The sequence below is a fragment of the Macrococcus sp. GL_134 genome, assembly GCF_057834705.1.
In genome coordinates this window covers 1204908-1217547 of sequence record NZ_CM174409.1, presented here as the reverse complement: position 1 = coordinate 1217547, position 12640 = coordinate 1204908, and the positions used below count along the sequence as shown (strand labels likewise).

Sequence of the window (12640 nt, the reverse complement as noted above, 5' to 3'; positions counted from 1 at the left end):
AGGATTTTTTTTTGAAAGGAATTCAAAATGCTGAGTAAACGTTTAGAACGAGTGGCATATTATGTTAAAGGCAGCGCAGTAGCTGATATCGGCTCTGATCATGCCTATCTACCTATAGCATTAGTGATGAGTGGAAAAGTTAAGTCTGCAGTAGCGGGGGAAGTCGTGGATGGACCTTATCAGGCAGCTGTCAATAATGTCGAGGCGCATGGCCTTTCCGCTCAAATAGCAGTAAGAAAAGGGTCCGGACTTGAAGTAATAGCATCAGATGAAGTAGACAACATCACGATCTGCGGAATGGGTGGGCCGCTCATCGCAGATATATTAATAGCAGGTGCACAGAAACTGAACAGTGCGCCGAGACTTATTCTTCAAAGCAACATTCATACAGCAAAAGTTCGAGAAGCGCTGATGATGTTAGGGTATACGATTACCGCTGAAGAAATTCTCAAAGAGAAGCGTCATATCTATGAAATAATAGTGGCTGAACAGCAGCAGCAGCCGATGACATTGACGGAGAATGAAATAAAATTCGGTCCTAAGTTGATGACTGAGCGATCTGCTGTCTTCATTGAAAAATGGACGCGTGAATATAACCACTTGATTAATGTTGCAGCAGTGATCAAAGATAATCCCGAACAGTCAGACAGACTGAAGGAAATTCAACAGCAGCTAAAAATGTTTGATGAGGTGATCAGTCGTGAAAATTTATGAATTAATGGACGTCATCAACCGAAACATTCCATTGTCGAAAGCAGAACCTTGGGATAATGTCGGCCTATTGATCGGGGATTGTCAGTCCGACATCTCAAACATCATGACCACATTAGATTGTACGGCAGAAGTAGTAATGGAAGCAATCAAGCTCGACTGTAATACGATTATCTGTCACCATCCGCTGATTTTTACAGGCATTAAACAGCTCGAGAATTCAGGATACGGCGCAGTGATTCGTCAGTTAATAACAAATGATATCAATTTAATTGCACTGCATACAAATTTAGATGCTCATCCGAAAGGTGTCAGCGCGATGATTGCTGATAAGCTTGAACTAGTCAATCAGGAGATTCTCGTCCCTCAGATGAGCGCTATGGCTAAATTACAGCTATTTGTACCTGCTACCCATGTCGAAGAAGTGAAGGCAGTATTAGCAGAAGCGGGTGCAGGTCAAATAGGCGACTACAGCGACTGTTTTTTTCAGATTGAAGGGAAAGGCCAGTTCAAACCGAATGCTGAAGCAGCTCCTTATGTAGGTGACATCGGTCATCTGGAAGTTGTCGATGAAGTAAAGCTTGAATGTGTATTTGCGCCTCAGCTCAGACAGCAAATCGAACTTGCGTTACTCAGCAGTCATCCGTATGAAGAACCGGCCTATGACATTTATGAATTCAAAGTAAGAGATCAGTTTGGCACTGGAATCAAAGGCATACTTCAACAGCCTGTTGTCATAGATGACTGGCTTTCTCATATCAAGTCGAAACTTAATCTCGACAGTGTGCGGCTGATCGGTCCTCCACATAAGACTATCCGCTCGGTAGGAATTATCGGTGGTGCTGGGATGGATTACATGACCGCAGTCCAGAAGGCAGATGTGGATATTTTCCTGACAGGAGATATCAAATACCACGAAGCTCATGATCTATTGATGGCAGGATTGACTACGGTTGATATTCAGCATTACGCTGAGTCAGTGATGAAAGAAGGATTAAAACAACTGCTTGAAGGATTTGATTTACCTGTCACAGTCATTTCATCATCTGTTGACACCAATCCATTTACATTCTATTAAAAAGGAAATCCTGATGAAAAAACATCAGGATTTCCTTTTGATTTTGTCTGATTATAGTATATCTACCGGTTTAGGATTTTTAATCTTAGGCAGAATTTTCTCTACCGGTACGATAGATTGTTCTGGTACAGGCATGGGGTTAAATGGATCAAATGCTTTAATGTAATCAATGACTTCTTTGACAATCGGGGTAGGAGTAGAGGCACCCGCTGTAATCGCAATAGTTGACTTTCCTTCCAGCCATTCTAATTTTAAGCCGCTGATATCAGAAATTCTGTATGCCTCTGTATGTGCAATTTCCTGTGAGACTTGTGCAAGCCGGTTGGAGTTATTGCTCTTTGGATCGCCGACAACGATTAATAAATCTGCCTGGCCGGCCTGGTCCGCCACTGCTTCTTGTCTGACTTGAGTCGCAAGACAGATTTCTTTATGGACTTCGATATGCGGGAATTTCTGCTCAAGTGATTCCATTAAATGAAGAACATCCCATTGTGACATCGTTGTTTGATTGGTTACAACGAGCTTTTGATCAGCAAGCGCTGCCGGTAAGTTTTCGATATCATCCTGATTTTCCACTAAATGAACGATATCAGGTGCTACGCCGACAGCACCTTCAGGCTCAGGATGACCTTTTTTACCGATATAGATCACATGATAGCCTTCTGCTTTTTTCTTGCGGATCAGGGAATGCGTATTTTCTACATCAGGGCATGTAGCATCAATACACACCAATCCTTTTTCCTTGGCGCGACGTTTCACTTCTGGTGACACACCATGTGCTGTGAATATAACGGTACCTTCAGTGATCTGTTCCAAAATTTCAAGACGATTAGGACCATCCAGTGTGATGATACCGTCACTTTCAAATGCATCAGTCACGTGTTTATTATGAACGATCATACCGAGTATATAAATAGGGCGGGGCAGTGTTTTATCAAGTGATGCATTTCGTGCGATCACCATTGCATCAACAACGCCGTAACAATAGCCGCGGGGTGTAATTTTCACAATTTCCATCTTTTATGCCTCCTATCTACAACAGTATAACAAATTTTCTATATGAACCTCTATTAATTAAGCTACTTTCTTTATGCAGCGCTTTCCTATATAATACATGAGATGAACAAATAAAGGAGGACAACAATGGCTAAACATCCATTTGAAAATTTTGAACTTTCATCTGATATGATTGCAGCGGTGAAAGATTTGAATTTTAATCAGCCGACTGAAGTCCAGAGACGAGTGATCCCTAAACTGACTAGAGGTATTAACCTGATCGGACAATCACAGACAGGAACAGGGAAATCACATGCATTTCTGCTACCGTTAATTGATAAGATCAATCCCGAACTACGTGAACCACAAATCATTATTCTTGCACCTACGAGAGAACTTGCGAAACAGCTGTACGATGCTGCATCGCATTTAGTATCGTTCAAAGAAGATATCAAGGTAGGACTTTACATCGGTGGTACCGATAAACAAAAAGATATCCAGAAATCCAAAGTGGAGCCACAGCTGATTGTCGGTACGCCGAATCGTATCAATGATCTAGCAGATGATCAGGTGCTTAAACTACACTTAGCAAAGTCAATTGTCATTGATGAAGCAGATTTGATGATTGATCTCGGCTTCATGCCTGCAGTCGATACACTGGCTTCAAGACTTGGGGAAGGGGCACAGATTGCTGTGTTCTCTGCCACAATTCCAAAGGCACTGCATCCATTCTTAAACAAGTATTTAGCACAGCCTGAATTTGTGCAGATAGATCCTGAAGAACGTACAAACAAAAACATAGAGTTCTATTTGATTCCTACTAAGAGTAATGACAGAAAAGAAAAATTATACGAAGTGATGCAGACCATCAACCCTTATCTTTGCATTATTTTTGCAAACAGTCGTGAACATGCGGACGAAGTACTGGCCTACCTTTCAGACAAAGGTGTCAAAGCCGGCATTATCCACGGTGGACTGGCTCCCCGCGAACGGACGCAGCAGATGAAGCGCATTAAGCAGCTTGATTTTCAATATGTCGTGGCAAGTGATCTTGCGTCACGAGGCATAGATATTGAGGGTGTCAGTCATGTCATCAACTATGAAATCTCTAAAGATGTTGACTTTTTCACGCACCGCGTCGGTCGTACCGGCCGAGGTAACTACAAAGGGACTGCCATTACTTTGTATACACCTGATGAAGAAGATCTGATCAATCAGATTACGGCCAAAGGCTTTTCGTTTATTCATGCAGATGTCAAAGCGGGAGAAATCAAAGAGATTAAAGATCGTACGCAGCGTGCCGGTCGTAAAAAGCAGGAAGATAACATTGAGCAGTCATTGAAACATAAAGTCAAATCCAAGAAAAAAGTAAAGCCAGGCTATAAGCGTAAGTTCAGATACGAACTGGATCAGCTGAAACGCAGTGAGAAGAAATCTCATGCAAAACGTAAAAACAAAGAAGCAAGAAAGAAATAGGAGTGAAAAATATGTTGATTGGTTCACATGTATCGATGAGCGGCAAAAAAATGCTGCTTGCAGCATCTGAAGAAGCAGCATCTTACGGTTCATCCACTTTTATGATCTATACAGGTGCACCGCAGAATACGAGACGTAAACCGATAGAAGATTTGAATATTGAAGCAGGACGCACGCATATGCAGGAGAACGGTTTATCTAATATCGTTGTCCATGCACCGTATATCATCAATATTGCCAATACCATTAAGCCGGAAGTGTTTGAGCTCGGCGTTGAGTTTTTACAGAAAGAAATCGTGAGAACAGAAGCACTCGGTGCAACAGATATTGTCCTTCATCCAGGTGCCCATGTCGGTGCTGGTGAAGAAGAAGGTATCAAGAAGATCATCGAAGGGCTGAATGAAGTGCTGGCGAATGATAACAACGTCCGCATCGCACTGGAGACAATGGCTGGTAAAGGGTCAGAGTGCGGTAAATCGTTTGAAGAACTGGCAGAAATCATCAATGGTGTTGAAAACAACGAGCGTTTATCGGTTTGTTTTGATACATGTCACGTTCACGACGCGGGTTATGACATTGTCAATGATTTTGACGGTGTATTGAATGAGTTTGACAAAATTGTTGGCGTTGACCGCATTAAAGTGGTTCATGTCAATGACAGCAAGAATGTGCAGGGCGCGAGAAAAGACCGCCATGAAAACTTCGGCTTCGGGGAAATTGGTTTTGATGCGCTGCATTATGTCGTCAATCATCCTTCGTTCAAAGCTATTCCTAAAATTTTAGAGACGCCGTATGTTGGTCTAGACAAAAAAGATAAGAAGCCGCCTTACAGATTTGAAATTGAAATGATTAAGAGCGGGCAGTTTGATCCGGAACTTCAGACGAAAATTATGAACCAGTAAACGCAAGGATGAGTATTCATCCTTGCGTTTTCATTACGATTTACATTATGATAGATGAGTTAAAAGTATGAAGAGGTGAAACATGGATCCTATATTTGAAATTCAGAATGTTAATTACAGTTATCCAGGTAAAGTGGCATTAAAAGACATCAACATCAAAATCTATCCTGGTAGTTTTACAGCCATTGTAGGTCCGAACGGATCAGGAAAGTCGACATTACTTAAACTGATTCTTGGTATCCACCACCTTCAATCGGGCTCCATTCTAGTAAACGGCAAGCCGCTGACTAACCAGTTATCGGACAAAATCGGCTACGTGTCACAAAAAGCGAATGCCGGCAATACTGGATTTCCAGCAACAGTCAGAGAAGTCATTACGAGTGGATTGACACAAGAGAAAAAATTATTTCAACGATTCAATCATCAGGATCGTGACCGTGTAACGGCACTGATGGAGCGTCTGCACATTTCACATTTGCAGCATAAGAATATTTCCCAGCTGTCAGGTGGTCAACAGCAGCGAGTCTTTATTGCACGAGCTCTAATATCGAATCCGACTATTCTCATTCTCGATGAACCAACTGTCGGAATAGACGCTAAACATGTCGCAGAATTCTACCAGCTATTGACACAGCTTAAAGAAGAAGGTATTACTATCCTCCTTGTCACACACGATATCGGGGTAGTGGCAGATACTGCGACAAGTGTTGTCTGCCTCAATCAGCACCTCCATTTCCACGGGTCTGTTCAACAGTTCAAGTCGTTGGATCAAGTAGAAATTTCTAAGATTTACGGTCATCCTGTGCAGTTTGTTGATCATAATCATGAACGGGAGTGCTGCCAATGATTGAAGCACTCTTACAGTTTGACTTCATGAGATATAGCTTTATTTGCGGCATGCTGATTGGTGTTCTAGCGCCATTGATCGGTACATTCATCGTTGTAAGACGATTGTCGCTTATTGCAGATGCGCTTAGTCACGTGACATTAGGTGGAATATCGTTTGGCATGCTTCTGACTCAATTAGTCCCTGCAGTGGTGATCAGTCCCGTGTGGTCGGGGATAGTCTTTTCAGTCATCGGTGCACTGTTGATTGAACGTCTACGGACTGTATATAAGCATTACGAAGAACTAGCTATTCCGATCATCATGTCACTCGGTATCGGATTGAGTGTTATCTTTATTTCGCTGGCTGACGGATTCAATCAAGATTTATTCGGTTATTTGTTCGGGAGTATTAGTGCAGTGACATTCAGTGATATGATGACCATTGCAGCGATTTTTGTAATTGTCATAGCATTTGTTACTTTGCTGTATAAGGAACTATTTGTGCTGTCCTTTGATGAAGAATATGCAGGCATTATCGGTGTACCGAAGCTGCTGCATATTTTATTCATGCTTGTCGTTGCGCTTGTTATTTCTGCGTCAATGCGTGTAGTCGGCATTCTGCTGGTCAGCAGCTTGATTACGCTGCCGGTTGCCAGTGCGATGCGTTTTGCAAAAGGCTATAAATCATTGATGCTCTGGAGTGTCATTTTTGGAGAAGCGGCAGTGATAGCTGGGCTGATACTTGCATTTTATTTGAATATCTCACCGGGCGGCATCATTGTTCTGCTGCTGATTATCATATTACTCGGCAGTATTTATTATCAGCGAAGACAGGAAGGAGGGTTACTGAATGAAGATTGACGAAGCGATACAAGTTCTAAAAGATCAAGGGTATAAATATACTGATAAACGGAAAGCAATGGTTACGATTCTTAAGAAGGAAGAGAAATATTTAAGTGCTAAGCAGATTCAACTGGCGATGAATGAACAATATCCAGGTATTTCGTTTGATACAGTTTATCGTAACTTAAATACATTTCGGCAGTTAAACATTATAGAAACAACGGAATTTGACGGTGAAAAGAAATTTCGTCTCTCCTGTACGAATCACCATCACCATCACTTCATCTGTGAATCATGCGGTGATACGAAAGTCATCGAGCATTGTCCGATGGCAGTCTTTCAGGAAGAACTGCCTGATGTTGAAATTAACGGTCATAAAATTGAATTGTACGGCCTATGTGAAAAGTGCAAATAAAAACCCGGAGGAAATCCTCCGGGTTTTATGCTAGCTGCTGATTGAGAATAGCATCGACTTCCAGCCACGACTTTACTCGAAAGATACCATCCGGCAGTTCTGCCTGGTTATAAGGGGTATCAAATAAAATGACTGGAATATTGAGTTCATGATTTAATTCAAGCGCATTGTCAAGCTTGTCCTCTAGAAACATATTGACTTCGAGCTTTCTAGCGGCAGCTATTTTATCATGACTGCCAGTAAGCTCAATATGATGGAAAGGGATATTATGTTCAACAAACCATTGTTCAGTAATCTTGTCTAAATAATTGAAGCGGGCGCTAATGTAGTAGAGTTCATGCTGCTCTGACCAGCGTCTTAATACGTCAGCTGCTCCTTTTGCAATGGGAGAGTTGATATATATTTCTTCTTGGTGTTTGATGAACCACTGTTTCATCTCTTCCGGTGATCTGCCGAGAACTATCCCTAGATCATATGCCGTAATATCTTCATAGCGCAAATCTTTGTTGAATGACTGCTGTAAGTAGGGGACTAATGCTGTCGGACATGTGACGGTCCCATCAATATCAATCCCAAGTCTATAACGAGCCACTTTTAACCTCATCTGCTTGTGATTCAAGTTTCAATGCTTCCTGATTACGGAAATATTCTTCGGCAAGTTTATCGATTTCAATTTTTAATTCATCGACCATTGTTTCTTCAGGGACTTTTCGTACAGTTTTACCTTTCATGAACAAGAGCCCTTCACCACGAGCACCAGCGATACCGATATCGGCTTCTCGAGCTTCACCCGGTCCATTGACTGCACATCCTAAGACAGCGACTTTGAGCGGTGCTTTGATGGTTGAAATATACTCTTCAACTTCATTGGCAATCGATATTAAATCAATTTCAATTCGACCGCAAGTCGGGCAGGAAATAAGAGTGGCAGCATTGCTTGAAAGACCGAATGTTTTCAGTAGTTCACGCGCGACTTTTACTTCTTCAACCGGATCCGCTGACAATGAAATACGGAGCGTATTACCGATGCCAAGACTCATGATAGCACCAAGACCCGCCGCTGATTTCACCGTCCCCGCAAATAAAGTCCCGCTTTCAGTGATGCCGAGATGAAGCGGATAATCGAACGCTTGAGCCGCTTTTGTATATGCTTCTATAGCAAGATTGACGTCACTAGCTTTCATTGACACGATGATATCATGGAAATCAAGTTCTTCTAGAATTTTAATATGATGAAGTGCACTTTCGACCATGCCGTCAGCTGTTGGATAGCCATATTTTTTGATGATATGCTTCTCCAATGAACCTGCATTGACTCCGATTCGAATAGGAATACCTTTTGCTTTACAAGCTTTAACAACTTCTTCAACTTTTTCACGGCGGCCGATGTTCCCTGGATTAATCCGTATTTTATCTGCACCGCCTTCGATTGCAAGAAGGGCAAGTTTATAGTCGAAGTGAATATCTACTACTAACGGAATATTGATGCGTTTTTTGATTTCTGGAATTGCCAGTGCATCTTCTTCTTTCGGACAAGCAACACGAACCACTTGACAGCCCGCTTCTTCCAGTCTGAGAATCTCTGCAACCGTCGCTTCGACATCATGCGTTTTTGTCGTCGTCATACTCTGGATGATTAGTTCGTTACTACCTCCAATAGTCAAGTTTCCGACTTTTACCGGACGAGTTTTACTTCTATGTGTAATTTCTGGCATGAAATGATGGCTCCTTCTAAAGTAATTATTTGGCAGCCTTACGTAAAGGCATATACCAGCCTGCAGCACCTGCGAGTAAAATCATTATACACCAAGACAAAGGATTGAAGAAAGAATTCGGAACTAAAAGGTTGATATACTGTATGAATGTCGGTAATGTCAACAGAAAAGATATCATCTTGAACCAATTCATAAAACGCGATTTTCTATTGAATAATAAAGCAGTCCAATGGGCGATCAAACTGATGAAAGATGCCTTCAGCAGAATGATAGTAAATTGGAACAGGACAAGGACGAAAACAATGAGCATAAAGTAGAAATAAGATGACTGTGTATAGACCTTGACGAGTTCCAGCATGGATGCTTTATCCTCGAACATATTGAGATTGTGATAATCCACGGGATTCATCTGATTGATCAATAGCTGGTCTTTTGTGAAAGTCAGTATATCTGTCGGTTTACCATGAACGTCTTCAGTGAATGTTACCGTTCCATTATTCAACGCAATGGTTGTCTCCTCGTGACGTTGAAGATTGAGCTGTCCTTGATTAATTGTGAATTCAGGAATCTCGCTTTCTTTTTCTTCTATTAATTGTGTGAATGTTGCAATCGACTGATAGATGTGAGTGATTCCAGGTGAAGACATGATCAGCGCCAATAACAATATATGCAGGAAAACATATCTTAATGGCGTAATTCTATATAATGGATATTTTTTTGGTTTAAGCAACCGGCTTAACGCTGTGCGATATCTGTTCATTTTTTTCCCTCCATGAAGCACTTTATCATAATTCAATGGTGCTATCTATTTTTTAAATGATATAAAAGCAAAGTAGTTGAGTGACAGACAAAAGGTTGATAAGATAATGATGTAAACCAATTCAGAGGAGGATGAACAATTATGGCATTTGAATTACCAGAGTTACCATATGCTTATGATGCTTTAGAACCACATATTGACAAAGAAACGATGGAAATCCATCATACGAAGCATCATAATACTTACGTCACTAACTTGAACGCAGCAGTAGCTGGAACAGAATTTGAAAATCAATCAGTCGAAGAACTGATGACGAACATCAATTCAGTTCCTGAGGACAAACAGACTGCGGTACGTAATAATGGTGGTGGACACTACAACCACTCATTATTCTGGCAGCTGTTATCAAAAGACGGCGGTCAGCCGACTGGTGAAGTCGCTGAAGCGATTAACGCTAAATTCGGTTCTTTTGAAGCATTCCAGGAAGCTTTTGCTGAAGCAGCAACAAAACGTTTCGGTTCTGGCTGGGCATGGTTAGTCGTGAATAATGGTGAATTAGAAGTTGTATCTACTCCAAATCAGGACAACCCATTAATGGAAGGTAAAACACCTGTTTTAGGACTTGACGTCTGGGAACATGCTTATTACTTAAACTATCAGAACAAACGTCCTGACTACATTAAAGCATTCTGGAATGTAGTGAACTGGGAAAAAGTAAACGAATTATATCAAGCAGCAAAATAATTCTTTTTAAGAGGCTTCGGCCTCTTTTTTTTGTGTCTGTCAAAATACTCGTTCTAGAAATTACCGGTCTTTTCATATATGATAAAACAATAACAAGTGAAAAGAGGTTCAACGGTTGAGACGATTGAAACAGGAAACTAACGAACTGAAACAGAAACGGCTGACAGATCGCAGAATCAATGTTATTTTTATTGCTGTTATGGCACTGCTGACCGTTCTTGTATTAAGACTCGGATATCTACAGATTGCTAAAGGCGAATCCTACAAAAAAGCTGTAGACAGCAATGAAAACATTGAAGTCAATGAATCTGTACCACGCGGACGAATTTATGATAGAAACGGAAAGCTGTTGGTAGATAATACTTCTAAAAAATCCATTACCTATACACGTGGCAGAATGACAACAACAACTGAAATATCAGAGACAGCCGCTCAGCTTGCTAAATATATCAAGATGCCGACGGATGCTCTGACAAAACGTGATCAACAGGATTACTTTATATTGACCCATAACAACCAAGTTAAAAAGCTGATGGCTAAAGAATATGAGCTGTTTGAACAGGGACTGCTGACTCAGGAACAGTACGATGAAGCACTGTACAAAAAAATCTCTAAAAAATATACCGATCAGCTGAGTGCTGAACAACTTGAAATTGCGGCTATTTATAGAGAGATGTCTTCAGGGAGTCAGCTGAATCCTCAGACCATCAAAAATGATGCTGTGACAGAGCAGGAATATGCGCTAGTGTCACAAAATTTATCTAAATTACCAGGCGTAGATACATCGATGGACTGGGATAGGAAATATCTATATGGAAAGACATTAAAAACAATGTTCGGTAAAGTATCATCAAAAGAAGAAGGACTGCCAAAAGACTTAGCTGATTATTATCTTGCTAAAGGATACTCAAGAAATGATAGAGTGGGGCAGAGTTACCTGGAATATCAATATGAAAATGTATTGCGCGGTCAAAAGAAGAAGATGCGCTATATTACTGACAAATCAGGCAAAATTATTGATACTGAAGTGCTGGACGAAGGGTCAAGAGGCAATGATTTAATACTGACAATAGATATTGATCTGCAGAAAAAAGTGGAGTCATACGTGGATAAGCATATCGGTATCCTGCGATCTGAAGGTGCCAAAGATATGGACAAAGTACTTGTCGTAGTACAAGATCCTAATAACGGTGATATTCTCGCCCTTGCCGGCAGACAGATTGATAAGAATGGCAAAATCACAGATTATCATTATGGGACTTTTACTTCACAGTATGCTGTCGGCTCAACTGTAAAAGGAGCAACCTTGCTGACGGGTTATAGTAACAATGCGATTTCAGTAGGAGAAGAGATGATTGATGAACCACTGAAGTTTGAAGGTGGACTGACAAAGCGCTCTTACTTCAACCAGGACGGTAAAGTGGAAATTTCCGATAAAGAAGCGCTGATGCATTCTTCAAACGTCTATATGTTTAAGACGGCATTGAAAATGGCTGGAACAAATTACACGAATAATATGTCGCTGCCTGCTGATATTACTGAGGCAGGGTTAAAGATGAGAAAAGGGTTTAATCAGTTTGGATTAGGTGTGAAGACTGGAATTGATCTGCCGAATGAAGTCACAGGACAAACTGGTGTCCTTAAAAACAATCCAGGTAATTATCTCGATCTTGCTATCGGACAGTACGATACATACACACCGCTTCAGCTGTCACAATATATTTCTACGATTGCAAACGATGGCTATAGAATACAAACTCATCTTGTCAAAGAAATTAGAGAGCCTTCCAAAACAGACAGACTCGGACCAGTTAAAAAAGTGTTTACAGGAAAAGTGCTGAATCGGATTAATAATTCACAGACAGAAATCGATCAGGTCAAGGATGGATTTGACATGGTATTTAATCGTATTGAAGGAACCGGTTATTCCAGCTTCAATAAGACCAAAGTCAAATCGGCAGGTAAAACAGGAACTGCTGAGGTCATACAGGACGGAAAACCGCGAGTTAACTCGACCTATATCGGCTATGCTCCAGAAAAAAATCCAGAGCTGAGTTTCTCTATTATCTATACCAATCAGCCTGTGCCGCCGCCGTGGCTGCCCGGTGGTGATCTTGGACGGGATATTATCAATGCATATTTTGATGAAAAAGGCAGATAAGATCAAGTAGT

Annotated in this window: 13 protein-coding genes; 9 read left to right on the top strand and 4 right to left on the bottom strand. The window is 41.1% G+C overall.

Annotated elements, in window-relative coordinates; translation table 11 throughout:
* Positions 1-27: 27 nt before the first annotated feature.
* A complete protein-coding gene (locus AC3IPL_RS06270) occupies positions 28-714 on the top strand; it encodes a tRNA (adenine(22)-N(1))-methyltransferase (protein WP_489239872.1) in 687 nt (228 codons plus the stop codon).
* Positions 701-1789 (top strand): Nif3-like dinuclear metal center hexameric protein, encoded by a 1089-nt coding sequence (locus tag AC3IPL_RS06265; RefSeq protein WP_489239870.1) that lies wholly within the window; start codon positions 701-703, stop codon positions 1787-1789. Before AC3IPL_RS06270 ends, AC3IPL_RS06265 begins: the two co-directional genes overlap by 14 nt.
* 51 nt (positions 1790-1840) lie before the next feature.
* On the opposite strand, the gene AC3IPL_RS06260 is transcribed toward AC3IPL_RS06265, so the two are convergent.
* Positions 1841-2806 carry a 4-hydroxy-3-methylbut-2-enyl diphosphate reductase gene (locus AC3IPL_RS06260; RefSeq protein ID WP_489239868.1) on the bottom strand — a complete coding sequence of 322 codons (966 nt, stop codon included), beginning with the start codon at positions 2804-2806 and terminating at the stop codon, positions 1841-1843.
* Positions 2807-2932: 126 nt separating this feature from the next.
* Between AC3IPL_RS06260 and AC3IPL_RS06255 the strand changes: the two genes are divergently transcribed.
* The 5 genes from AC3IPL_RS06255 (at position 2933) to AC3IPL_RS06235 (ending at position 7249) form a co-directional block, all read left to right on the top strand.
* On the top strand, positions 2933-4261 hold the full coding sequence (locus tag AC3IPL_RS06255; protein WP_489239866.1) for a DEAD/DEAH box helicase: 1329 nt from the start codon (positions 2933-2935) through the stop codon (positions 4259-4261).
* A gap of 11 nt (positions 4262-4272) precedes the next feature.
* Positions 4273-5163, top strand: a complete 891-nt coding sequence (locus tag AC3IPL_RS06250) for a deoxyribonuclease IV (RefSeq protein WP_489239864.1) — start codon at positions 4273-4275, stop codon at positions 5161-5163.
* An 82-nt stretch (positions 5164-5245) separates the two neighbouring features.
* Positions 5246-6010: a metal ABC transporter ATP-binding protein gene (locus tag AC3IPL_RS06245; RefSeq protein WP_489239862.1), complete on the top strand. Its 765-nt coding sequence runs from the start codon at positions 5246-5248 to the stop codon at positions 6008-6010.
* Positions 6007-6852 carry a metal ABC transporter permease gene (locus AC3IPL_RS06240; RefSeq protein WP_489239860.1) on the top strand — a complete coding sequence of 282 codons (846 nt, stop codon included), beginning with the start codon at positions 6007-6009 and terminating at the stop codon, positions 6850-6852. Before AC3IPL_RS06245 ends, AC3IPL_RS06240 begins: the two co-directional genes overlap by 4 nt.
* Positions 6842-7249 (top strand): Fur family transcriptional regulator, encoded by a 408-nt coding sequence (locus AC3IPL_RS06235; protein ID WP_489239858.1) that lies wholly within the window; start codon positions 6842-6844, stop codon positions 7247-7249. Before AC3IPL_RS06240 ends, AC3IPL_RS06235 begins: the two co-directional genes overlap by 11 nt.
* Before the next feature lie 25 nt (positions 7250-7274).
* Here AC3IPL_RS06235 and AC3IPL_RS06230 read toward each other — a convergent pair whose 3' ends face one another.
* The 3 genes from AC3IPL_RS06230 to AC3IPL_RS06220 are packed head-to-tail and all read right to left on the bottom strand — an operon-like array spanning position 7275 to position 9724.
* Positions 7275-7841 carry an LNS2 domain-containing protein gene (locus tag AC3IPL_RS06230; protein WP_489239856.1) on the bottom strand — a complete coding sequence of 189 codons (567 nt, stop codon included), beginning with the start codon at positions 7839-7841 and terminating at the stop codon, positions 7275-7277.
* A complete protein-coding gene (gene ispG / locus AC3IPL_RS06225; RefSeq protein WP_489242296.1) occupies positions 7828-8955 on the bottom strand; it encodes a flavodoxin-dependent (E)-4-hydroxy-3-methylbut-2-enyl-diphosphate synthase in 1128 nt (375 codons plus the stop codon). Before ispG ends, AC3IPL_RS06230 begins: the two co-directional genes overlap by 14 nt.
* A gap of 34 nt (positions 8956-8989) precedes the next feature.
* Complete coding sequence (locus tag AC3IPL_RS06220; RefSeq protein WP_489239854.1) at positions 8990-9724, bottom strand: DUF1189 family protein; 735 nt, start codon at positions 9722-9724, stop codon at positions 8990-8992.
* A gap of 141 nt (positions 9725-9865) precedes the next feature.
* On the opposite strand from AC3IPL_RS06220, the gene AC3IPL_RS06215 reads away from it, so the two are divergent.
* Both AC3IPL_RS06215 and AC3IPL_RS06210 read left to right on the top strand, forming a co-directional pair.
* On the top strand, positions 9866-10468 hold the full coding sequence (locus AC3IPL_RS06215; RefSeq protein WP_489239852.1) for a superoxide dismutase: 603 nt from the start codon (positions 9866-9868) through the stop codon (positions 10466-10468).
* A 115-nt stretch (positions 10469-10583) separates the two neighbouring features.
* On the top strand, positions 10584-12629 hold the full coding sequence (locus tag AC3IPL_RS06210) for a peptidoglycan D,D-transpeptidase FtsI family protein (protein WP_489239850.1): 2046 nt from the start codon (positions 10584-10586) through the stop codon (positions 12627-12629).
* Positions 12630-12640: the final 11 nt, after the last annotated feature.